A 22280-nucleotide genomic window follows, 5' to 3' on the forward strand; every position below is an offset into this window, starting at 1 on the left:
CAGACGTCATGAAGATTGCGCTCGCTCAGCTCAATACCATCGTCGGCGACTTCGCGGGTAACCAGGCCCTGGTGCTTGATGCCTACCGCAAGTCGGTGGCAGACGGAGCGAACCTCGTGCTCACGCCGGAACTGGTCATCACGGGTTATCCCCCGCGCGACCTCGTGCATCGCTCCCGCTTCGTGCCGGGGAACATCGAGACGCTGCATGCCATCGCTGCCGAAGTCGGCGAGGTGCCCATGGTCGTGGGATTCGTGGACATCAACAAGGGTGCCGGCAAGCATTTCCACAATGCCGCCGCTGTGCTGCAGCACGGCAAGGTGGTGCACATCGTGCACAAGTCCCTGCTGCCCACCTACGATGTCTTCGATGAAGACCGCTACTTCGAGCCGGCGCGGATCATTGCCCCGGTCGCGGTGAATGGCCAGCGACTGGGTATCACCATCTGCGAGGACATCTGGACGGACGAATACCTGCCACGTCCCCTCTATGACGTATCACCGCCCGAGAAGCTGGGCGAGCAGGGGATTGACCTGCTGGTGAACATCAGCGCGTCCCCCTATGCACTGGGCAAGCCGCAGATCCGCGAGCGCATGCTCGGCGAACTCGCGCAGGAGCTGAAGGTCCCGATTGTCTACTGCAACGCCGTTGGTGGAAATGACCAGTTGGTATTTGATGGCAACTCGCTGGTGATTGGCGCTGATGGCACGGTGATGGCCCATCTGAAGGCGTTCGAGTCAGATCTTCAGGTGGTGGAAGTGGGCTCGGGCGCAACGAATAGCGCTCAACGTGCAACCTCGACCTGTGATGCCGAAGAGCTGTATCGCGCATTGGTGCTGGGCACGCGAGATTATGTGCACAAGTGCGGCTTCAAGTCGTGCGTGCTGGGCCTGAGCGGTGGCATCGACTCCGCCTTGGTGGCCGTGATTGCCGCCGATGCGCTGGGTGCTGAAAACGTGCTGGGCATGTCGCTGCCGAGCGAGTTCTCCTCGCAGGGTAGCAAGGACGATGCGCGTGACCTCGCGAAGCATCTCGGCATTCGCTATGACACCGTGGCCATCCAGCCGGTGTTTGAAAGCATCAAGGGGCAGATGAGTAATATCTTCGCGGGCAAGCCGGAGGACATCACGGAGGAGAACATGCAGAGCCGCATCCGTGGGCTCGTGCTCATGTCCCTGTCCAACAAGTTCGGCCACCTCCTACTCACCACTGGAAACAAGAGCGAGATGGCTGTGGGCTACTGCACCATCTATGGTGATATGTGCGGCGGTCTCTCCGTCATCAGCGACCTTCCCAAGACTCGCGTGTACGAAGTCTCACGCTGGATCAATCGCGAGCGCGAGGTCATCCCTTGGCCTACCATCGAGAAGCCGCCGAGCGCGGAGCTTCGTCCGGACCAGAAGGATCAAGACACGCTCCCGGAGTACGACATTCTGGATGGCATCCTCGAGCTCTTCGTGGAGCAGGGGAAGAGCGTGGGTGAAATCGTGGCTGCGGGCTACGATGAGGAAGTAGTGCGCTGGATCCTGCGTCGTGTGGAGCTCAATGAATGGAAGCGTCATCAGGCTGCACCGGGATTGAAAGTCACCAGCAAGGCCTTCGGCGTGGGGCGGAGGATGCCGATTGTGCAGAGGTTCCGGGAGTAGCTGCCGTCAAGGAGTGGGGACATTCCTGTCCCCATTGTGGCATGGCAGTCGCGATTGAATCTGTGTGACCTTGGAACACAAAAATGGGGGCAAGAATGCCCCCACTCCTTGAAGTGCTGCAAGCCCGAAGGCAGTGGTCTACTCAAACTTCAACAACCTCTTCGCCTCACCCAGCAGGAACTTCGCATCCTGGAACGGCGTGTAGTTCACATCCAGCCAGCGGGTCTGGCCTTTGGCATCGATGAGGAAGGTGCCGTGCAAGGGCGTCTTCTCGAAGTCGTCGTAGCAGCGCCAGCCCTTGAAGGACTTCAGGTCAGCATCCGAGAGGAGCGTGAAGGGAGCGCCTGATTTCACATCGCAGGTGGCGGCGGTGGAGGTGAGTTCGGCGGGCGGTTCGCTGCCGATGGCTACGATCTCGATACCTTCTGCGGCGTAGTCCTTCGCAGCGGCCGTGAAGGCCTTGAGTTGCTGCATGCAGTGCTCGCAGGTGCCGCCGAGGTAGAAGATGACCACCACCGGCTTGCCCGCGTAATCCTTGAGCGAGACCTGTTTTCCCGAAGCTTCGGATAACGTGAACCCGGGCGAGGTCATGGGATGCCAGTGCAAGGGTCCCAGCGAATCCAGCGAGGGACGCACGCCGCTGTCCTTGCGCGGAGCCGTGGGCTGACGCCAGTTTTTGCCAATGCCAAACTCAACTGCAAGGTCATCCAGCCGGCGGCTCATGGGCAGTGAGGCATCGAGCAGGGATGCTGTCTTGCGGGCGGTTGCGAACTGCTTCTTGGCATCGTCCGTCTTACCACACTGCATCAGTGCATCGATGCGGATGGCGAGGCCCGGGGCGTCGTTTTGAAGTTGATTGGCCAGGGTGACAGCTTTGTCCTTGTTTCCAATCTTCAACTGGTAGCGCACGAGGCGTTCCTTCGGCGTGTCCTTGGCCTGGTCCAGCAGCTTTGTCACTTCCTCGGCTGGCTTCTTCTCCAGCATGGCGACCAGCGCCTGAAGTTCGGCGATGGCATTCGTCACCGTGACGTTGGGCTTGGGCTTGTCGTCTTTTTTCTCATCCCACTTGGATGCGGTGTTTTTGTTTGTCTTGGGAGGCGCGCCTTTTTTGGCAGCCTCAGGAGTTGTGGAAGGGGGCGTCGGCTTGGATTGCTCGTCCGTCTTTGGCTTCTCCTTTGGTTCCACCTTGTTGGAAGCTTGAGCAGGCGGAACGTCCTGTTTCACGGCTTCAAACTCTACGGCTTCCTTCTGGGCATTCGCAGCAACTTGAGGCTTGCCCTTGCTGGTATCGAGAGATGCAAGCGTTGTCGGCTCTTCCTTCTTCTTTTCGGGCGCGTTCGGTGTGGGTTTCGCTTTCTCCTCCTGCTTCGCCTTGAGTTTCTCCACCTCCGCGAGACGCTTCTGCACCCCCGCCTTGTCTCCTTTGAAGAATGCGGCGATCCCGAGCGCGCGCAAGCGGCTGGCTTCAAAACTGGGGTTCTGCGAGATGTCGAGATAGGCTGTGCCATCAAGAGCCAGCACGTCATCCCACTTCTCAAATTCAAGCAGGGTATCCAGCAGACGGTTGCGTCCAAAGGCGCTGCTGCTGCGGTTCTTCTCCAGCGTGTTCCACTCCGGATGGCGGGGGAGTTCCACCATGTTCTTCGCCAGGCCCTCGGACTTCTCTGCCTGGCCGAGTTGGTTGTAAGTGCGGATGAGCCACTCGGCGTTGTGCGCGTAGTTGTGAATCTGGTCCGGCAGCACGCGCGTGCGGATCATGTAGGCGTGGTCTACGCGATTGGCGGCTTCCTGCTGCCACGCGGCGTCTTCATTGCGGTTCGTTTTGCTGAAGGTGTGGCCGGGCATGTGCCACATGTGGGCGATGCCGGGTGAAGTCTGGCCGCACAAAGCGGCGGACGCGAGGGCACGCGAGGGCTTGGTGTCATCCCACAAGTGGATGATGTAGTGGTGCGCCGGATGCATCGGCGCCTTCGCGAACACCTGCTGCAGGATCGCGTCCACGGACTCGCGGCTCACCATGGTGACACCTGCATCCTTCGCCTTCCAGATGGCCCAGGCGAGAAAGGCCTTCGCCTCGATGTCATCCGGATTGTCATGGATGATGTCCTCCAGGTCCTTGATGAAGGTGGTGTGGCGCGACTTCTTGTCCTTCTCCAGGTCGGCATAGAAGGTCTGGAGCGCGGTGATCCAGGACTGCTCCCGCTTGGAGGCCTTGTCCTTGCGCTTCATGGCTTCCTTGATGAAGCCCGCCGCGCGCTTCTCATTGTTCACGTTCGCCATCGCACAGCCCCAGTAGGCAATGGCGCAGTCAGGATCGAGCGTAAGCGCCTGGCGGAAAGAACGCTCCGCCTCGTAGTACCAGAACCCATGAATCTGGCCCACGCCTTGATCGATGAATTGCTGGGCCAGGGTGCTCTTCGTCGTGGCCGGGAAGCTCACCTTGCCACAGCCCTCAATCAGCACCGCAGCCTGGCGCGGACCTTCATTGAAGGTCTCGCCATGCACCGAGTGCCCGGGCAGGGGATCGGCGGCGTGAAGGGTGAATGATGCCATCCCCGAAACGAGGAGGGCAAAGACGTGGATGCGCATGGGAAGGGTAACGTGCGGGCGGCAGGGATGTTGCGACCCGCGCCAGTTTACCTCTTCACCAGTGACTCGTACAGTTCATGCGTCTTCTCCGCGATGGCGCGCCACGAGAAGTGCTGCTCGGCGCGTTCACGGCCGGCCTTGGCCATGCGGGTGCGCAGGGGCTCGTCGGCCATCAGGCGGTTAATGCCTTCTGCAAGATCGTGGCTGTATTGCTCTGGGTGTGAGGCCTCATAGGGGCTTTCCGATTGCTGAAGCAAGGGCACCAGCAGGCCGGTTTCGCCGGGCAAGACTACCTCTTTGATGCCACCCACGGCGCTGGCGACCACGGCAGTTTCACAGGCCATGGCCTCCAAATTGATGATGCCAAAGGGTTCGTAGATGGACGGGCAGCAGAAGACTTCCGCGTGCGAGTACAGGGCGATCTTCTCCTCCACCGGGAGCATGGCCTGAATCCACACAATGCCGTCACGGGTCTTCTGGGCTTCGGCCACAGCCTGTTGCATTTCCACCGCGATCTCGGGGGTGTCCGGCGCGCCGGCGCAGAGCACCACCTGATAGCCGGGGTCCATGTGCTTGATGGCGCGCACGAGGTGCACGATGCCCTTTTGCCGGGCGATGCGTCCCACGAAGAGCACGAACGGCTTGTTCGGGTCCACTCCATGCTTCTGCAGCACTTCCGGGGCATGCACCTTCTTGTATTCCTCAGGGTCGATGCCGTTGTGGATGACGTGAATCTTCTTCGGGTCGGCGTGGAAGAAGCGCAGCACATCAACCTTGGTCTCCTGAGATACTGCGACAATGGCGTCTGCCATTTCAATCGCCGTCTTCTCTACCCAGCAGCTGAAGTCATAACCACCGCCGAGCTGCTCGCGCTTCCACGGGCGCAGCGGTTCCAGGGAGTGCACCGTGAGCACCATGGGAATGCCGTAGTTCAGCTTCGCGAGGATGCCACCGAGGTGGGAATACCATGTGTGCAGGTGCACCACATCAGCGTCGATGTTGGTGGTGTTGAAGCTCAAGCCACGCTGCACCGCCGCGAAGACGCTGGCGAGCGGCTTGGGGCAGGTCCAGAGATCCGTGTTCAGCCCGTAGCCTGTGACCTTGAGGTGGCCGTTGAGCATCTCATTCTGATCGCCGAAGCAGCGCACATCCACATCGCAGAGGCGGGAGAGTTCCTTCGTGAGGTACTGGACATGGATGCCGGCGCCACCGTAGATGTTTGGTGGATACTCGTTGGTCAGGAAAAGGGCTTTCATGGGAAATGGATTCAGGCGTTGGAAAATAGAAAGACTCGGGCCGTGTCGATGAGGGAATTGTAACAGATGAGTCGCGTCGGCGTCGGCATCAGAATCAGAGAGTCACGGATTCATGCAGCTTTGCGACACGCACCTTGCCGGAGGTGTGCTTCGGCGCCAGAGCCGCGCGGAAGGCTTCGCTGCGCTCAGGCTCACCATGGACGAGGAAGACTTCCTTTTTCGATCCGCCCACACGTGAGAACCAGTCCAGCAGTTTACTGTGGTCTGCGTGGCCTGAGTAGGAGTCCAGGATTTCGATGCGTGCGTTCACCACAAATTCATCGCCGAGGATGTTCACCTTGCGTGCGCCGTTGCGCAGCTTCCATCCCAGGGTGTGCTCGGCACAGTACCCCACGAAGAGGACGGTGGTGGTGGCCTCGCCCACATGGTTCCGCAGGTGGTGCAGGATGCGTCCGCTTTCGCACATGCCGCTCGCCGCGATGATGATGGCTGGCTCCTTCAGGTCATTGAGCTGGCGCGACTCGTTCGCCTCACGAATGAAACGCAAGCCCTCAAAGCCAAACGGGTTCCGCTTTTCAAACAGGAACTGATACACCTCTTGATTGAAGCATTCCGGATGCAGTCGGAAAATCTCCGTGGCGCTGACGGCAAGAGGGCTGTCCACGAAGATGGGGATGGGTGGGAAGCAGTTGCTGTCGCGCAGTTTGTTGAGCGAATACAGCAGCTGCTGGGTGCGTTCCACCGCGAAGGAGGGGATGAGGATCTTGCCGTTGCGTTCGAGCGTGGCGTTGATGATCTCGCAGAGGTGATCGTCGCTGGCATTCTCCAGCTCATGCTCGCGCCCGCCATAGGTGCTTTCCATGATCACGTAGTCGATGCCTTCGCTCGGCTCTGGGGGATTGAGCAGGTCACTCTTGGGGCGGCCTACATCACCGGAGAAGAGCAGTCGTGATTTCTTTCCGGTCTCGCGGTCATCGATGTCCAGAATCACCTGTGCCGCGCCGAGGATGTGCCCGGCATCAATGAAGGTGAACTTCACCCCATCTGCCACCAGCATGGGGCGGTTGTAGTTGAGCGTCACGAACTGCCGCAGGCACTTCTCCGCGTCCATGCGGTTGTAGGCGGGTTCCAACAGCGGCAGTCCCTGTTTCGCGCGCTTCTTATTGAGCCACTGCACATCACTTTCCTGGATGTGCGCCGAGTCCGGCAGCATTACGCTGCACAGGTCACGTGTGGCATCCGTGGCATAGATATTTCCTTCGTAGCCCTGTTTCACCAGGTTGGGAAGATTCCCGCTGTGGTCGATGTGAGCGTGCGAAAGAACTACCGCATCGAGTTCCTTGGGGTCAAAAGGGAAATGCCGGTTGCGCTCGAAGGCATCGCCGCGATGTCCCTGATACAGGCCACAATCCAAGAGGATGCGCTGGCCATTGACCTCAAGAAGATGCTGTGAGCCCGTGGTGGTTTCCGCGGCGCCGTGGAAGGTGATTTTCATGCAAGAGGCAAATGGGGAGCGTTTGCAGCGTAGTATTTCAGACGCACCGTGGGGCGGTTGAGAACGATAAAGGTGAAAACGCCGAGAATCGTGCCGATAGGGAACTGCACGCAGTTAAACGCGGCCGTGGTGAGTGAGAACCCCCGATGCCGACCCTTGAGCAGGAACCATCCGGACAGGCCATTGAGCGTGATTCCTGCTATTAAGAGTGCGATGGCGAATACATAGGCCCACTTCATGAGCGGAGGCATGGGTGTGACGATCGCCAGCTCCTCTCCAGAGGGGGATGTCACCATCTGCACACGGGAGCCCAGGATGGATTTCATGATCACATAGTGGGTTGCGGTGACGGCAAGTCCCACGGCCGCGATTCCCGCGACGATGAAATGGAAGAGGGCTAGAGTCTTGAGATGTTCCACATCCCTGTCCCGTGTCGGCACATGGTGCATGTGCGGTGGAGTGGCACTGGGAACGGGCGGCGGGTTCATGGTGGAAGGTGCTTCAGCAGGGCCACGGACTACCTTGGCGGAGCCAGTGTCCCTTCGGCCGCGGCGAATTTTGCGCGCACGCTGTCACGATTGAGCACGATGAGGGTAAAGATACCCAGAGCGGTGCCGATGGGCATGTGGAGACAGTTCAGCCCGGCGACGACCATGGAGAAGGTGCGATGACGGAGCTTCTCGAGGTAGAAGCCAACCATGACGTTCAGCACAACTGAGACGAGATGCACCAGACCAAAAAAGAGGATGATCCAGATGAAGAAGTCGAAAAAGAACTCAGGCGGGGGATTCTTCTTGAATCCGGGTGTGAACTTCATGCGCGTGAATATCGAATTCATGAAGGCATACTGAACGGTGATGGCGCCAACCATGAGAAGATCCAGGCCGCCCTTGATGAAGTGAAACAGCGCGAGCAATCGTAAATGCTCCGCATCACGGTCGGGAGGCGATGCGGAGGCCAGGGCGGGCGGGTGCATGGGGGGGCGGGCTGCCTGGGATGTCTACTTCTGCGCAGCAATCACCTTTTTAAGATACTCAATGCTGCGTTCGGCGATGACCTTGGGTCCGAGCGTGTAGTCGAAGACTTCCGTGCTCAGCCAGCCATCGTAGCCCACTTCATTCAGCGCAGCGATGATGGGCTCGTACTTCACTTCGCCCATGCCGGGGCCGAGGAGGTTTGGGTCATTCGTGTGGAAGTGGATGAACCACTCCTTGCTGTTGCGGATGATGTCGGGGATCGATGTGGGCTCATCGCTCATCGCCTTTACATCGAGGTGCAGCTTGCAGCCGGGGTGATCCACCAGCTTGCAGAAGTCGATGCCCTCAGCAGCTGTGTTCATCCAGTTGGTTTCCTTGCGACCGAGAGGTTCCATCGCGAGCGTCGCGCCGTTTTCGTAGGCCACTTCGGCCACGCCGCGCACCACTTCGGCGGCGCGCTTGGTGGCTTCTTCCTTGTCCCATTCCGGGAGAAGGTTGCGGGCCTTGGGGCTGCCCCAGACCATCACCTTGCCGCCGAGGGCTCCGCAGAAGCGGGCGAGATTCTGGCCAAAACGCATCGCATCGCGACGCAGTACCGCATCCGGCGTGGTGATGTGCATCCACGTGGGGCGGGTGAGCAGCCAGTGCAGGCCGATGATTTCCAGGCCGAACGAATGGGCGATGCGCACCAGGCGTGTGGCGTCTGCCAGCGTCAGCTCACGGGGATCTTCCTTCAGGGTGAAAGGAGCCAGTTCCAGACCCTGGTAGCCGCATGCCGCGGCGTCTTCACATACCTTTTCAAATGGCTCATTGCCCCAGTGTTCGTTGCAGATCGCGAAACGCATGATGGGATCTTCTAGCGGAGCGCTCCCACCGCCGCAAGTAACGAAGCCGCTTTTTGGCTGGGGGTGAGAGAATTGAAGACGCATGCGACACATTTGCGTGTTTCCCCTTTTCCTGGGACTGGGCCTTACCAATCAGGCTGACGCCGCATTGCTCCCTCTGGCAGGCGCAGCCGCACGTAAGACAAGCCTCTTGCAGGTCGCGGGCTATCAAATTCAATCCCCGCCTCGGTAATCGTACCCTTCCACCGATTGTAACTGCCGTTGTCCTCAAGATGGAAAATTTCGACTTCGATGCGGTTGCCATTCACGCGGTAATACCCCGTACTGCACAATCCGGAAATCTCGTCGCCATCTGTTCCGGTTGGCAGTCTGCCCAGAATAGTCACGCCGCGCTTCATCACGCGACCATTCGGCCAGAAGCGCATGAAATTGGTTCCCCACATATTGAAAGTGCTCTCGGATGGCGGCAAGGGCAAGTGTGAGCCGGGATACGTCAAGACATATAGCGACCCTGGATCTGGACGGATGGATGCCTTTTCGAGGCTCTTTCCGGAATCGCTCTGGCTTTTGAGGCGCCACATTGGCACCGTAGGAACGGAGTAGCCTGAAGGGCTGCGTTTGACATTCCAGTACCAGGTACAGCTTGGGATGAACAGGGTGCCCGCCACCGCTATCCCCAACTGCAACAGCGCCTTCATCCGAGTAAAACGAGTTGCTGTCATCACGAGCAATTTTCTGATAATCGATGTGGCTGTTACTGCCGTGCATGGGCTGCACGGAGGCTGGCTTCTCTACTTCTTCCGCGTCTCAAACGTCCGCGAGTGCTTCGTCGCCGGTACGGCGACCGTGTAGGTCTTTCCGTCAGCTGCCACGGTGCAGAGGATGTGATTGCCCTGGCAGCCCTCACCGAGGTCACCTTGATTCGCGATTTGCTCCGGCGCAGTGTTGTTTTGCCGGTCGTCCCGCACGTTCTCATGCACCTGGTACATGGCCTGGATGGAGGGCGTGCCTTTCAGCGCGTCGATGGCGGATTGGCTGGTGCCCTTGCGCGGGCCGTTGTTCATCACCGAGACGGTGGGGGAGAGGCTTTTGATGAGCATGGGATTGTTGCTCACGTCGAGTCCGTGGTGGTTCACCTGATAAAGATCCGCCATGCCTGCAACATTAATAGGGGAGACCAGCTTCTCCTCCATGTTCCAGGTCAGGTCGCCTCCGTCGAAGAAGACGAAATCACCATACTGCAGGAGCAGGACCACGCTGTTGGCATTGTCTGAGGTGTCCTCCGGTTTGGGAGGGACCGAACCGTTGAGGGGATTCGGGGTGGTCTGGTCGGCGCGAGGCGAGATGAATTTCTTGTTCGCGCCCAGGCACTTAAGGGAAAGGGCAGGGGAGTTGGAGCCGCCGGGACTTAGCGGAATGGAGTCACCTGCCGCAATGGTCACGCGCTTGCCCACCTTGGCGTCCCGATAGGGCCGGCTCATCAGGGTCCAGCGCATGTCATTCGGCTTGTTGTCCGGGCTCTCATCCGTGATGCCTTTGTCGTAGAGTGTGCCGATGGGCATCAGGGCCGCCAGCTCGGCCAGTCCTCCAAAGTGGTCCACGTGAAAATGGGTGATGACCACATGGTCGATTTTCTTCAACCCGGCGACCTCGGTGGCCAGCTTGTGAATGCGTCCCGCATCCCTCCCGCCGGGGTTCCCGGTGTCGATGAGGATGGACTCTTTCGACGGAGTGATCACCAGGGTCGCGCCCCCGCCTTCCACATCGATCCAGTAAATCGACAACCCGGCAGCGTTTGGCGTTTCGCCTTGAACGTGAAGACTTAAGGGCGCAATGGCTAACAGTGACAGGATGCCGGCAAGGATGGGGCGACGGGCGGATTTCATGATGGAGAAATTCGGGCTGCCGCGAGCCTACGGGGGCCGATGGCCCGATGGGAATACAAATCGGGGACTGGCCCGGCAAAATTGGGGCGGAATCGTGACTTTTCAGGTCCGCGCTGAAGGGCAAAATCCTCCGAAATTCCTGAGTCTTACAACGCTCTCGGGTTGCCCGCTTTCTAGAAGGGCGACATGGGACAGCGATTCTTTCGCGCGCGTTCAAAATTCTTCCATTCCTGCCTTGCATTCGGCAGGCCAATCTCTACAATGGAAAACCCTTGTGAAATTTTTCACAAGCGCTGAAACAACAACCTCATGGGCAATTTCTTTCCTCGCTGGAGCAACTGGGTGCCGCTGCAAATCGCAGTCTGCCTCGGGTTTTTGGTGGTGGGCGTGGTCGTTGGCGCGACCTACTATTTCACGCCGAAGTACACGCGTGTGGGCTACGAGCCGACGCAGCCTGTTCCATTCTCGCACAAGCAGCACGTCGGTGAGCTCGGTCTCGACTGCCGCTACTGCCATTCGTACGTGGAGCAGTCCAGCCACGCGAACGTTCCCACGAACCAGACTTGCTACAACTGCCACGGCCCGGACAAGGTCCAGGTGAAGAAGGACAGCCCCAAGCTCGAGATGGTGCGCAATGCCGACAAGAGCGGTCACCCCATCCAGTGGACGAAGGTGCACAAGGCTCCTGACTACGTGTACTTCAACCACAGCGTGCACATCTCCCGCGGCGTCTCCTGCGTGAGCTGCCACGGCCAGATCAACGAGATGGAAGTCGTGAAGCACGCTGAGCCGCAGAGCATGGGCTGGTGCCTTGACTGCCACCGCGAGCCTGAGAACAAGCTTCGCCCGCTCGACCAGATCACCAACCTGACCTACAAGCCGGAAGACCTCGTCCGCGATCAGTTCTACAAGAACCTCGAAGCGAAGGGTGCCAAGGTGCAGGACCTCGCACAGGTCATCCTCGGCGACAAGAAGGCTGAATCCCTCCCTGGCGACATCACTGGCCTCGTGGCCCTCGCCGAAAAGACTTACGGACCCAAGGTGACGCAGAAAGAGGTCGGCACCCAGCTCAAGCACAACTGGCGCATCACCCCGCCGGAAGACTGCACCGCCTGCCACCGCTAAAATCCCGCGCCCGCCCTGCTCAGCATGAAACGCATCTGGAACCATCCCGAAGTGAAATCCGAGCGCCGCTACTGGCGTAGTCTCGGTGAATATCAGCAAACGCCTGAATTCACGGAGAAGCTCGGTCGCGAGTTCGATCCCGGACTTGCCCAGGGAGAAAAGCAAGGGGAAGGCGAAGGCGAAACCCGCCGCGACTTCATGAAGGTGATCGGCGGTATTGCCGCCATGGCCGGTCTGGCAAGCTGCCGCCGCCCGGTGGAGAAGATTCTCCCCTTCACCAAGCACGTGGAGTGGATCATTCCCGGCAAGGCTCTTCTGTACGCCACCAGCATGCCGCGTCCCTGGGGCGCCACGCCGATGGTGGTGGTCACGCATGAAGGTCGTCCGACTCATCTGCAGGGCAACCCGCATCACCCTGGCGGTGGCGGTCTCGATATCTTTGCGCAGGCATCCGTGCTGGACCTGTACAATGACAACCGCATCAAGCATCCGACGCGCAAGAAGAAGGAGCACTCTTGGGGTCAGTTTCAAAAAGAGCTGCGTCAATGGAATGAGACCGGTTGGAGCAAGGGTGGCGGCGAAGGCCTGGCCATTCTGACCAGCCCGAGCTCTTCTCCCACGCGCACCGCGCTGTATCAGGAGTTCACCAAGACTTATCCGAAGGCGAAAGTATTCGTCTACAGCCCTGTGGCTGGCGCTGGTGAAGCAGCGGTTGTGAAGGCCAGCCTTGGCGAGAACGTGCATCTCGTGCCGAACTTCGAAAAGGCAGAGCGCATCTTCTCCCTCGACAGCGACTTCCTCGGTCTCGATGCCTCGTCCGACAACGGCACGAAGCAGTTCATGAAGTGGCGCGGCCCCTCCAGCAAGGAGGACAAGATGAATCGCCTCTATGTGCTCGAGAACCGCTTCACCCTCACGGGTGGCATCTCGGATCACCGCCTGCCGGTGGCTGCCAGCATGATTCCGCAGGCTGCTGCAGTGCTCGCGGAAGAACTGGGCAAGGCTCTTGGCAATGCCGCTCTTTCCCAGTCCGCCTCGGCTCTCGCCGCTGGTGCGAGTGAAGATCTTCGCAAGTGGGTCGCCATTGCAGCGAAAGACCTCGCAGAGCAGAAGGGCAAGTCCCTCGTGCTCGCCGGCGCCCGTCAGGGTGAGGCCGTGCAGGCTCTCGTGCTGAGCATCAACCAGGCGCTTGGTGCCATTGGTGCCACGCTGGACACCTTCACCGTGGATGCTGTGAAGTCCGCTGGCGACGTCGCCGCTCTCGTGGCTGACATCAAGGCCAACAAGTTCAAACAGCTCATCATCACGGCAGACAGCGATCCTGCCTACGACGTCCCCGGCTTTGAAGAAGCCGTGAAGGGCGCCAAGGAAATGGGTGTGGTGCAGCTCGCGCTCCGCCCGAACTACACCGGACGCATTGCCGATTGGGTGCTTCCCGCGGCGCACTACCTCGAGTCCTGGGGCGATGCCCGCACCTCGAACGGCACCTACGGCATCGCGCAGCCGATGATTCAGCCGCTCTTCGGTGGCGCTTCGGAAATCGAACTTCTGCTGGCCATGCTTGGCCGCAAGCGCATCGGTCCGGCTCCTGCACCGGCTCCGGTTGCTGCCGCCGCTCCTGCGGATCCCAAGGCCGCACCTGCTCCTGCCCCGGCGCCCGCCGCGGAGGAGTCTGATCCTGCCTATGAAGCCGTGAAGGTCACCTTCGCGAAGCTCGCGGGCGGCTGGGACCAGGAAAAGTGGGACATCACCCTGCGTGACGGTTTCCTCGCCGGTTCTACTGCTACCAAGGCCACCGCTTCTGTGAACGTAGGCGCGCTCGGCACCATCATTGGCAATGCCAAGAGCGCCGCCGCTCCCACCAAGGAAGCGTTTGAAGTCGTCCTCACCGCTGACGCCAGCGTCTTTGACGGTCGCTACACCGACAACGCCTGGCTGCAGGAAGCTCCGGATCCCATCACGAAGCTGACTTGGGACAACGCTGCCTGGATGAGCGTCCGCACCTTCCGCGAGCTCGGTCTCAAGGAAGATGGCGACATGGTCAAGGTCACCGTGAACGGCAAGGAGCTGACGCTCGCCGTCGTGCAGTGCCCCGGTCATGCGCACAACTCCGTGACCATCCCGCTGGGCTACGGCCAGAAGGCCGCCAGCGCCGTTGGCAAGGATCGTGGTTTCAATGCCTATCCGCTGCGCAACAGCACGAGCGATTTCATCCTGACCGGCGCCAAGGTTGAGGATGCCAAGGATCATTACCAGCTGGCCATCACCCAGGACACCTACACCATGGAAGCCCGCGCTCAGGTGCGCGAAGGTTCCAAGGCCCGCTTCGAGGAGAACGAAACCTTCGCCGCGACCGAAGGTATGGACTCCCACATTCCGCCGGTGCTGACCCTCTACAAGGGTCGCGTGGGCGTGAAGAGCGAGGAGAATCCTCACGGTTTCGACTACGAGAACGAGCACCAGTGGGGCATGGTCATTGACCTCTCCAAGTGCCTTGGTTGCTCCGCTTGCATCGTGGCCTGCCAGAGCGAGAACAACATCGCGGTGGTCGGCAAGGAACAGGTGCGCATGGGCCGCGTGATGCAGTGGATCCGCATGGACCGCTACTTCTCCACCAGCGACGACGTCACGACCGATCCGAGCCTCGAAGAACTGGACAATCCGGAAATGGTCAGCCAGCCGGTGGCCTGCCAGCAGTGCGAAGCCGCTCCGTGCGAAACGGTCTGCCCGGTGAACGCCACGGTGCACACGGAAGAAGGCCTGAATGCGATGGCCTACAACCGCTGCATCGGTACCCGCTACTGCGCAAACAACTGCCCGTATACCGCCCGCCGCTTCAATTTCTTCGATTGGAACAAGCGCAATCCGTTCATCAAGACGGAAGTGCTTGGCATCAAGATGAACAACTTGAAGGCCGGCCCGCTGGGCGAGAGAGCCCCGCAGGAAGTGCAGCAGCTTCAGAAGAACCCGAACGTCACCGTGCGTATGCGTGGTGTCATCGAGAAGTGCACCTACTGCGTGCAGCGCCTTGAAGAAGCGAAGATCCGCCAGCGCCGTATCGTCAAGGACGACGCCACCAGGCTGCGCATCCCTGAAGGCTCTCTCAAGGTGGCCTGTCAGGCTGGTTGCGCCGCGGATGCCATCTCCTTCGGTGACCTCGCCAATCCGGAAAGCGCCGTGGTCAAGGCCAAGGCCAACCCGCGCAATTACGAAGTGCTGAAGTACATCGGCACGCGTCCGCGTACGAGCTACCTCGCGCGCATCCGCAACGTGAATGAAGAGCTTCTCAAGCTCGACACTCGCGCTCGCAGGGCCGGTGAGGCCAGCAAGTTCAACATCTGATTTCCTACTGATCCTTACCCGTCATGGCGCAATCCGCGACAGCATCCTCCAAAGCACCGGCCACGCCGCGCATTCTTGAGCGCGAGCCCCTGGTGCTTAACAACCGCAACTACGCCTGGATCACGAACCGCATCTGCGGCATCGTGGAAAACAGGCAGCCCACCTTGTGGTGGTTGCTGTTCGTACCCTCAGTGATGCTGACCAGCATCATGGTGTTCGGCTTTGTGTACCTCATCTCCACCGGCGTCGGTGTGTGGGGCCAGAAGCAGCCGGTCGCCTGGGCGTGGGACATCACGAACTTCGTGTTCTGGATCGGTATCGGCCACGCCGGTACGCTGATTTCCGCCATTCTCTTCCTTACCCGGCAGAAGTGGCGTACCGCGGTGAACCGCGCGTCGGAAGCCATGACCCTCTTCGCGGTGATGTGCGCGGGCCTGTATCCCGCCTTCCACGTCGGTCGTGTGTGGATGGTGTGGTTCCTCGCTCCCGTGCCAAACGCGAATGCCGTCTGGCAGAACTTCAAGTCCCCGCTGCTGTGGGACGTGTTCGCGGTGTCGACGTACTTCACCGTGTCCGTGCTCTTCTGGTACCTCGGCCTCGTGCCTGACCTCGCCACCCTGCGTGACCGCTGCAAGGCTGGCATCAAGAAGACCCTGTACGGCATCTTCGCCCTCGGCTGGCGCGGTGGTAACCGTCAGTGGAACCACTATGAAATGGCGTACCTCCTTCTGGCCGCCCTTTCCACCCCGCTGGTGCTCTCCGTGCACTCCGTGGTGTCCTTCGACTTCGCCACCTCCGTTGTCCCTGGCTGGCACACCACCATCTTCCCGCCCTACTTCGTGGCAGGCGCCATCTTCGGTGGCTTCGCGATGGTGCTGACCCTGATGATTCCCGTGCGCGCCATCTACGGCCTGCACGACCTCATCACGGCGAAGCACATCGACAACATGTCGAAGATCATCCTGCTGACGGGAACCATCGTGGGCTACGCCTACTGCATGGAGCTCTTCATGGCCTACTACAGCGCCAGCAAGTATGAGCGCGATGCCTTCCTTCTCCGTACGATCTACGGACCGAGCTGGCCCTATTACTACGCGATGTTCTTCTGCAACGTGATCGCCCCGCAGCTCTTCTGGATCAAGAAGATGCGCACCAACCTCATCTCCGTGATGATTGTGTGCATGTTCGTGAACGCGGGCATGTGGTATGAACGCTACGTCATCATCGTGACGACCCTTGAGCGTCACTTCATGCCGGGCTCCTGGAGGACCTTCGACGCCACCTGGGTGGACAACTGGACCTTCATCGGAACCTTCGGGTTCTTCCTCATGAACTTCCTTCTGTTCCTCCGCTTCCTGCCGGTGATCGCCATCGCGGAAGTGAAGGGCGTGGTACCGCAGTCCAATCCGCACTTTGACGACCACGGCGAGCGTGGTGTCCACGAACTTCAACCCGGGGTGTTTGGCAATCCGGAACTGCCCAACAAGGCCTAATCACCCAGCCCACGAGGAAACCAATCATGGCGAAGACCACCCTCAAACGAGTACACGGCTACCTGGCGGAGTTCGAAAGCGCCTCGGACGTGTATCATGCCTCCGAGAAGATCCGTGACGCGGGCTTCCAGCGCTGGGACGTGCACTCCCCGTTTCCCATCCACGGCCTCAATGAAGCCATGGGTGTGAAGCGCTCCACGCTGCCCTACTTCGTGTTTTTCGGCGGCGCCACGGGCACGCTCACCGCGTTCCTTCTGGCCTACACCACCCAGGTGATAATCTACCCCACCGTGGTGCAGGCGAAGCCGACGAACATCTTCACGACGGCGGCTTTCTTCCCCATCATGTTCGAGTTGACGATTCTGTTCTCGGCGTTCACCACGCTGTTCGGCTGCTTCGCCTTCATGGGCCTGCCCCGCTTGAATCACCCGCTTTTCGCCTCGAAGCAGTTCAAGAAGTTCTCGGACGACGGCTTCTTCATCTGCATCGAAGCACGCGACCCCAAATTCCATCAGGCGGAGACCAAGGCGCTCCTTGAGGAGATTGGCGGCAAGAACATCGAACTGGTGGAGGACGAACTGTAAGAGTTCCCGGGCTCAATCCATGAAATACTTTTTCATCATCTACATCCTGGTAGCGGTGGCTGTTGTGAGCTTCGCCGGCTTCCGTGGTCACAAGACGGAACAGACTCCGTGGGAAATCTTCCCGGACATGGACCGTCAGGCCAAGGTCAAGTACCAGCGCGCCAGCAACTTCTTTGAAGACGGTCACGCCATGCGTCACCCGGTGACGGGCACCATGCCAATCGGTTTCGTGATGCCCAGCAAGCCCGCCAGCGAGGGCTTTGAGAAGCAGGAATACGGCTTCACCCACGGCACCAGCTACTACTACACCGGCAAAATCGGTGACTTCTACGGCGACGGCTTCCCGAAGGAAGTGACGGTGGACACCGCACTGCTCAAGCGCGGCCAGGAACGCTACAACATCCATTGCGCGATCTGCCACGGCGCCTCCGGCAACGGCAAGGGCATGGTCACCAAGTACACCGTGGTGGCTCCGACTGACCTCACCGGCCCCGGCATTGATGATCCCGCCAACCCGACCTATCGCCCCGATGGCAAGATCTACGATGTGATCACCCACGGCTGGAACCAGATGGGCTCCTATGGCGCCAACGTTTCCGTGGAAGACCGCTGGGCCATCGTCGCCTACGTGCGCACGCTCCAGCACGCTGTGAAGAACCCAGCCCCCGCCCCTGCCAAGTAAAGGCCACACTCCTGTCCGCATGCATCATCCCCTGACACTCGACGACCTGCCACGCGACGGCGAGAAGCTGGATCTGGCCAAGATCAGCAAGCTCAACGGCATCCTCCTCATGGTGGGTGGCATTGGAGCGATCATCTCGCTGATCTACCTCTTCGGATTCGCCAACACCAAGGACGAAGCAGGCCATGTGATCAATCGCCAGGGCGAGTTCGCCTACTCCTGGCTGTTCGCCTTCTTCTTCTTCTTCACGATCAGCTGCGGTGGCGTCTTCTGGACCATGCTGCAGCATCTTTCCAACTCCGGTTGGAGTGTGGCTGTGCGCCGTCTCTTTGAAAACCTGGGCGGCAGCGTGAAGTTGATGGCGGTGCTCGCGCTCCCCTTCCTCCTCATCCCCGGCGTGCGCGACTCGTTGTGGGAGTGGATCGTGGTGCATCACCACGCCGCTGAAGTGGCCAAGGCACAAAACCTTGCCGGTGGCACCCAGGAAGCCCTGCACAACATGCATGAGGTGATCCTCGCAGAGAAGTACGGCTACCTGAACACCACCTTCTGGTACATCCGCGCCGTGTTCTACTTCGCGTTCCTGATTGGCATCATCGGTTTGCTTCGCAAGTGGAGCATCCAGCAGGACAGCGACGGTGACTTCAAGCACACCTTCCGTGCCCGCGCGCTCTGCGCCTTTCCGCTGCTCTTCTTCGCACTCACCGTGACCTTCAGCGCAGTCGACTGGGTCATGAGCATGGACTACACCTGGTACTCCACCATGTGGGGCGTGTACATCTTCGCCGGCGGCGCCTGGGCGGCCATGGCGGTCTCCATCCTTGCGCTCACCTATGTGCGCAGCAATGGATACCTCAACAAGATCGTGACGGGTGAGCACTACCACCTCATGGGCAAGCTGCTTCTGGCCTTCACCATCTTCTGGGCCTACATCGCCTTCAGCCAGTTCTTCCTCATCTGGTATGCGAACATCACGGAAGAAACGCGCTTCTTCATCCTGCGAAACACCGGCCCTTGGTGGTACCTGAGCAACATCCTCGTGTGGGGCCATTTCGTGGTCACCTTCGTGGTGCTGCTCTCCGCAAGCCGCAAGAAGAAGACCACCATGATGAACTGGGTCTGCGCCTGGGTCCTTCTCATGCACCTGGTGGACTGGTACTGGCTCGTCATTCCCGAGCGTGGACCTTCCCTTTCCAAAGGCGGCTACCTGATCAGCCCTGGTGCCTGGGTGGGTGATGTCATCGCCTTCCTGACCGTCGGTGGTCTTGCCGGCTGGGCTTACCTCCGCCGCCTTGCCAGGGCCAGCCTCTATCCCTGCCGCGACCCGCGCCTGCTGGAGTCCGTGACCGCCATCAACTAGCATCAGCAGCCGCAGTACCCGATTCGATTTCCCATGTCATCAACCGCGACACAACCACCTTCCCGCGCTCTCACCACCACGCTTGGCGTGCTGGCGGCGATTGCCAGCTTTGCCGTGCTGGCCGTGCTGTTCCAGTGGGCTGGCGGCGGCGCTCCCGAGGATACGCGTCACGAGCAGGCCCTGCAGAAGAAGGCCGACCTCCAGAAAGAACAGCAAGCCCTGCTGGTGAAAACCGGTATCGCCGGAAACACCGAAGCCGTCTTCGCCAAGGCTCTTGAAAGCATCAAGACCCGCCAGCAAGCTCCCAGCAAGGTAGTCGTTCCTGGATCCAAGACTGCGCTGGCACAGGCCGCTGCTGCCGCCCCGGCACCGGCTCCCGCCGCTGCCCCCGCAGACAAGAAGGCTCCTGAAGCTCCCGCCGCTGCACCGGCTCCAGCTCCAGCACCCGCCCCAGCTGCGGAACCCAAGCCAGCTCCGGCTCCTGTAACACCAGCTCCCGCACCTGCCGCCGCCCCGGCCCCAGCACCTCAGCCGACTCCCGCCCCGGCTCCTGCCGCTGGCGCACGGGTCGAGCCGCCGCTGCCGGTCAAGGAGGCTGAAGCCGCCCCGGCTGCCCCGGCACCCGCTCCGGTTCCCACGACTCCTCCCGCCGCGCCGCCGCCCCCTGTCTCTGCTCCTCCGCCGGCCCCCGCTCCTCCCGCACCGAATCCCCAGTAAGTTTTTCCCAAGTATCAACCAACCATGGCGACCACTGACTCGTCCGTCTCGAACAGCGACAGCCTGCGCCGCGCGGCCATTGACCGCTCGGTGAAAGGGCCGGTGCTATTCCTTTTCGCTAATGCCGCCATGTGGCTGCTGGCTGCGACCTTGATGGGCTTGATTGCCTCCATCAAACTGGTCTCCCCTGACTTCCTGAACAAGGACTGGCTCTGGTTCTTGAACTACGGTCGTCTTCAACCCGCTCACATGGCTGCGCTCGTTTATGGCTGGGCCATGCAGTCCGGTCTGGGCGTGGCGATCTGGCTCCTTGCCCGCCGTAGCGGACAGGCTCTCTCCGGTGGTGCCGGCACCATGCTTGTGGCAGGCATCTTCTGGAACGTGGGTGTTACTCTCGGCGTGGTCGGTATCCTCTCCGGCAATGGCACGGCGCTGCAGTGGCTGGAGTTCCCCTCCTTCGTCTGGCCGGTGCTGCTCATCCCGTACCTCGTCATCGCGGTGAAGATGATTGTGCACTACAACCGCGCGAATCGTCAGCAGGGTTTCCACCTCACCTCCTGGTACATCCTCGCAGCGCTGCTGTGCTTCCCTTGGATCTTCCTCACCGCTAACTTGGTTCTCAACTGCTTCGCGGCCGTCACGCCCCTCGGTGCCATCGGCGCAGGTGTGAATGCGTGGTACGTGAGCGCGGTGATCATGCTCTTCTTCGCTCCGCTGGGTCTTGGCGTTTGCTATTACTTCATCCCGAAGATCACCGGCCAGCCGGTGTACAGCTACCAGCTCGCGCAGATCGGCTTCTGGGGTCTCATCATCCTGGGCGGCTGGAGCGGCTTCCAGAAGTACATGGGTGGCCCGGTTCCCTCCTGGCTTGCTGCCGTGGGCGGCATGGCCACCATCCTGCTCCTCGTGCCCGCGGGCATCGTGGCGCTGAACCATCACCTGACCACCACGGGCAAGCACAGCCTCATTGAGACCAGCCCCACACTGCGCTTCATCTTCGTGGGTTCCGCCTCTTTCCTTGTGACCTGCGGCATCGCCGCCCTGACCAGCAATTTCTGGACCGGCCCGAACTTCCAGTTCACCCACGCGGAGTACGGCTACCACCTCGCCGCCGTCTACGCCTTCTTCAGCATGACGATGTTTGGCGCCATCTACTACATCACGCCTCGCCTCGCGGGTTGTGAGTGGCTCAGCGCCCGTCTGATTCGCAACCATTTCTGGTTCTCTGTGTACGGCATCGCCGCGCTGGTCATCTGCATGGTGATCGGTGGTCTTGCCCAGGGTCAAAGCCAGAACAACCCCGACAACTGGAACGCCTTGTTTGTCGGCAGCATCAAGAATGCCCAAGGCTATCTCGTGGGCCGTGTGCTCGCCTGGGCGTTCATCCTCTGGTCGAACTTCTGGTTCTTCACGCACCTGGTCTTCATGGTTCTCGGCCTTGGCCGCCGCAGCGTGGCTCCCACCCTGCTGGTCCATGATCACCACGACGAGCATGCAGCCCCTGTGCCTGCTCCCACGCATCCCCCGGCCTCCGCGACGGTCTAATTTTCTCCTCCACGTACGTAGCACATGACTGGTTCCCGCAAATTTCTGTTTGCCCTGGCAGGCGCCTTTAGCGTCCCGTGGCTGATGGTCATCATCATCCCGGCGCTTCACGCACAAAAGAGGCTCGTTCCCCGGCCTTACGTGAAGGATCGTGATGGCATCGAGGGTGTGTATCCCTCCACCACCATCGATCGCCAGGGACAGTTGGTGTTCATCAGAGAGGGTTGCGCCCAGTGCCACACCCAGATGATTCGTCCGAGCTTCGCCGGCATTACCGACGGCTGGAAGAAGGGCTGGGGCAGCGACCAGAGCGCGCAGCCCAAGCACGTGGTGCGCCCGAGCACCTGGGAAGATTATATGGGTGAGCCGGTGGCTCCGTTGGGCATCCAGCGCATTGGCCCTGATCTCGCCAACTACGGCTATCGCGCCCCGAGGAACGGTGGTGAGGTGGATCGTGCGGCCATCCACCTGAAGCTGTTTGCCCCGCGCGCAACCAAGGAGACCGCCTGGAGCATCATGCCGTCCTTCCGTCACCTCTACAAGGTGAAGCCCATCGAAGGCAATGGTTCTCCCAAGGCCCTGAAGCTTCCGGCTGACCTGCCCAAAGATTACCGCCCTGCGAAGGGTTATGAAGTGGTGCCCACCGAAGCGGCGGAGCAACTGGTCGACTACCTGCTTTCACTGAAGAAGGACTCCCCCGTGCCCGGCAAAGTCGTGGCTGAGGACGCGAAATAAGGA

Annotated in this window: 18 protein-coding genes; 10 read left to right on the forward strand and 8 right to left on the reverse strand. The window is 60.4% G+C overall.

Features of this window, described 5'->3' with window-relative positions:
* Positions 1–8 precede the first annotated feature (8 nt).
* Positions 9–1646 (forward strand): NAD+ synthase, encoded by a 1638-nt coding sequence (locus G5S37_RS04570; RefSeq protein WP_165201294.1) that lies wholly within the window; start codon positions 9–11, stop codon positions 1644–1646.
* 138 nt (positions 1647–1784) lie between these two features.
* Here the strand turns inward: G5S37_RS04570 and G5S37_RS04575 are convergent, their stop codons facing one another.
* From G5S37_RS04575 to G5S37_RS04610, 8 genes are all read right to left on the reverse strand, one after another.
* Positions 1785–4235 carry a peroxiredoxin family protein gene (locus tag G5S37_RS04575; RefSeq protein WP_165201296.1) on the reverse strand — a complete coding sequence of 817 codons (2451 nt, stop codon included), beginning with the start codon at positions 4233–4235 and terminating at the stop codon, positions 1785–1787.
* A 47-nt stretch (positions 4236–4282) separates the two neighbouring features.
* Positions 4283–5491, reverse strand: coding sequence for a glycogen synthase (gene glgA / locus G5S37_RS04580; protein ID WP_165201298.1), 1209 nt, complete (start codon positions 5489–5491; stop codon positions 4283–4285).
* A 94-nt stretch (positions 5492–5585) separates the two neighbouring features.
* On the reverse strand, positions 5586–6986 hold the full coding sequence (locus tag G5S37_RS04585) for an MBL fold metallo-hydrolase (protein WP_165201300.1): 1401 nt from the start codon (positions 6984–6986) through the stop codon (positions 5586–5588).
* A complete protein-coding gene (locus G5S37_RS04590; RefSeq protein ID WP_165201302.1) occupies positions 6983–7474 on the reverse strand; it encodes a hypothetical protein in 492 nt (163 codons plus the stop codon). The genes G5S37_RS04585 and G5S37_RS04590 overlap by 4 nt, the downstream gene beginning before the upstream one ends.
* Before the next feature lie 29 nt (positions 7475–7503).
* On the reverse strand, positions 7504–7962 hold the full coding sequence (locus G5S37_RS04595; protein ID WP_165201304.1) for a hypothetical protein: 459 nt from the start codon (positions 7960–7962) through the stop codon (positions 7504–7506).
* A 24-nt stretch (positions 7963–7986) separates the two neighbouring features.
* Positions 7987–8808: a sugar phosphate isomerase/epimerase gene (locus tag G5S37_RS04600; RefSeq protein ID WP_165201306.1), complete on the reverse strand. Its 822-nt coding sequence runs from the start codon at positions 8806–8808 to the stop codon at positions 7987–7989.
* A gap of 125 nt (positions 8809–8933) precedes the next feature.
* On the reverse strand, positions 8934–9530 hold the full coding sequence (locus tag G5S37_RS04605) for a hypothetical protein (protein WP_165201308.1): 597 nt from the start codon (positions 9528–9530) through the stop codon (positions 8934–8936).
* 69 nt (positions 9531–9599) lie between these two features.
* The gene (locus tag G5S37_RS04610) at positions 9600–10694 is read right to left on the reverse strand and encodes an MBL fold metallo-hydrolase (RefSeq protein ID WP_165201310.1); all 1095 of its coding nucleotides are present in this window, start codon (positions 10692–10694) and stop codon (positions 9600–9602) included.
* Between the two features lie 309 nt (positions 10695–11003).
* On the opposite strand from G5S37_RS04610, the gene G5S37_RS04615 reads away from it, so the two are divergent.
* From G5S37_RS04615 to G5S37_RS04655, 9 genes are read left to right on the forward strand one after another with little or no spacing between them, the layout of a single operon-like run.
* Positions 11004–11819, forward strand: a complete 816-nt coding sequence (locus G5S37_RS04615; protein ID WP_165201312.1) for a cytochrome c3 family protein — start codon at positions 11004–11006, stop codon at positions 11817–11819.
* Positions 11820–11843: 24 nt separating this feature from the next.
* Complete coding sequence (locus G5S37_RS04620) at positions 11844–15161, forward strand: TAT-variant-translocated molybdopterin oxidoreductase (RefSeq protein WP_165201324.1); 3318 nt, start codon at positions 11844–11846, stop codon at positions 15159–15161.
* A 23-nt stretch (positions 15162–15184) separates the two neighbouring features.
* Positions 15185–16654, forward strand: coding sequence for an NrfD/PsrC family molybdoenzyme membrane anchor subunit (nrfD, locus tag G5S37_RS04625; protein ID WP_165201326.1), 1470 nt, complete (start codon positions 15185–15187; stop codon positions 16652–16654).
* A 26-nt stretch (positions 16655–16680) separates the two neighbouring features.
* Positions 16681–17238, forward strand: coding sequence for a DUF3341 domain-containing protein (locus tag G5S37_RS04630; RefSeq protein ID WP_165201328.1), 558 nt, complete (start codon positions 16681–16683; stop codon positions 17236–17238).
* 19 nt (positions 17239–17257) lie between these two features.
* Entirely contained in the window at positions 17258–17920 is a 663-nt protein-coding gene (locus tag G5S37_RS04635) for a cytochrome c (protein WP_165201330.1), read from the forward strand.
* Between the two features lie 19 nt (positions 17921–17939).
* Complete coding sequence (locus tag G5S37_RS04640) at positions 17940–19280, forward strand: hypothetical protein (RefSeq protein WP_165201332.1); 1341 nt, start codon at positions 17940–17942, stop codon at positions 19278–19280.
* Positions 19281–19313: 33 nt separating this feature from the next.
* On the forward strand, positions 19314–19997 hold the full coding sequence (locus G5S37_RS32205) for a hypothetical protein (RefSeq protein WP_206026306.1): 684 nt from the start codon (positions 19314–19316) through the stop codon (positions 19995–19997).
* Between the two features lie 24 nt (positions 19998–20021).
* A complete protein-coding gene (locus G5S37_RS04650) occupies positions 20022–21542 on the forward strand; it encodes a cbb3-type cytochrome c oxidase subunit I (RefSeq protein WP_165201334.1) in 1521 nt (506 codons plus the stop codon).
* 24 nt (positions 21543–21566) lie between these two features.
* Positions 21567–22277: a cbb3-type cytochrome c oxidase subunit II gene (locus tag G5S37_RS04655; RefSeq protein WP_165201336.1), complete on the forward strand. Its 711-nt coding sequence runs from the start codon at positions 21567–21569 to the stop codon at positions 22275–22277.
* The last annotated feature ends 3 nt before the right edge of the window (positions 22278–22280 follow it).

The sequence above is a fragment of the Roseimicrobium sp. ORNL1 genome, assembly GCF_011044495.1.
Lineage (GTDB): Bacteria > Verrucomicrobiota > Verrucomicrobiia > Verrucomicrobiales > Verrucomicrobiaceae > Roseimicrobium.

Coding starts and splice junctions, on each gene's coding strand:
- G5S37_RS04570 (WP_165201294.1), top strand. CDS start 9: ATGAAGATTGCGCTCGCTCAGCTCAATACCATCGTCGGCGACTTCGCG.
- G5S37_RS04575 (WP_165201296.1), bottom strand. CDS start 4,235: ATGCGCATCCACGTCTTTGCCCTCCTCGTTTCGGGGATGGCATCATTC.
- glgA (WP_165201298.1), bottom strand. CDS start 5,491: ATGAAAGCCCTTTTCCTGACCAACGAGTATCCACCAAACATCTACGGT.
- G5S37_RS04585 (WP_165201300.1), bottom strand. CDS start 6,986: ATGAAAATCACCTTCCACGGCGCCGCGGAAACCACCACGGGCTCACAG.
- G5S37_RS04590 (WP_165201302.1), bottom strand. CDS start 7,474: ATGAACCCGCCGCCCGTTCCCAGTGCCACTCCACCGCACATGCACCAT.
- G5S37_RS04595 (WP_165201304.1), bottom strand. CDS start 7,962: ATGCACCCGCCCGCCCTGGCCTCCGCATCGCCTCCCGACCGTGATGCG.
- G5S37_RS04600 (WP_165201306.1), bottom strand. CDS start 8,808: ATGCGTTTCGCGATCTGCAACGAACACTGGGGCAATGAGCCATTTGAA.
- G5S37_RS04605 (WP_165201308.1), bottom strand. CDS start 9,530: ATGACAGCAACTCGTTTTACTCGGATGAAGGCGCTGTTGCAGTTGGGG.
- G5S37_RS04610 (WP_165201310.1), bottom strand. CDS start 10,694: ATGAAATCCGCCCGTCGCCCCATCCTTGCCGGCATCCTGTCACTGTTA.
- G5S37_RS04615 (WP_165201312.1), top strand. CDS start 11,004: ATGGGCAATTTCTTTCCTCGCTGGAGCAACTGGGTGCCGCTGCAAATC.
- G5S37_RS04620 (WP_165201324.1), top strand. CDS start 11,844: ATGAAACGCATCTGGAACCATCCCGAAGTGAAATCCGAGCGCCGCTAC.
- nrfD (WP_165201326.1), top strand. CDS start 15,185: ATGGCGCAATCCGCGACAGCATCCTCCAAAGCACCGGCCACGCCGCGC.
- G5S37_RS04630 (WP_165201328.1), top strand. CDS start 16,681: ATGGCGAAGACCACCCTCAAACGAGTACACGGCTACCTGGCGGAGTTC.
- G5S37_RS04635 (WP_165201330.1), top strand. CDS start 17,258: ATGAAATACTTTTTCATCATCTACATCCTGGTAGCGGTGGCTGTTGTG.
- G5S37_RS04640 (WP_165201332.1), top strand. CDS start 17,940: ATGCATCATCCCCTGACACTCGACGACCTGCCACGCGACGGCGAGAAG.
- G5S37_RS32205 (WP_206026306.1), top strand. CDS start 19,314: ATGTCATCAACCGCGACACAACCACCTTCCCGCGCTCTCACCACCACG.
- G5S37_RS04650 (WP_165201334.1), top strand. CDS start 20,022: ATGGCGACCACTGACTCGTCCGTCTCGAACAGCGACAGCCTGCGCCGC.
- G5S37_RS04655 (WP_165201336.1), top strand. CDS start 21,567: ATGACTGGTTCCCGCAAATTTCTGTTTGCCCTGGCAGGCGCCTTTAGC.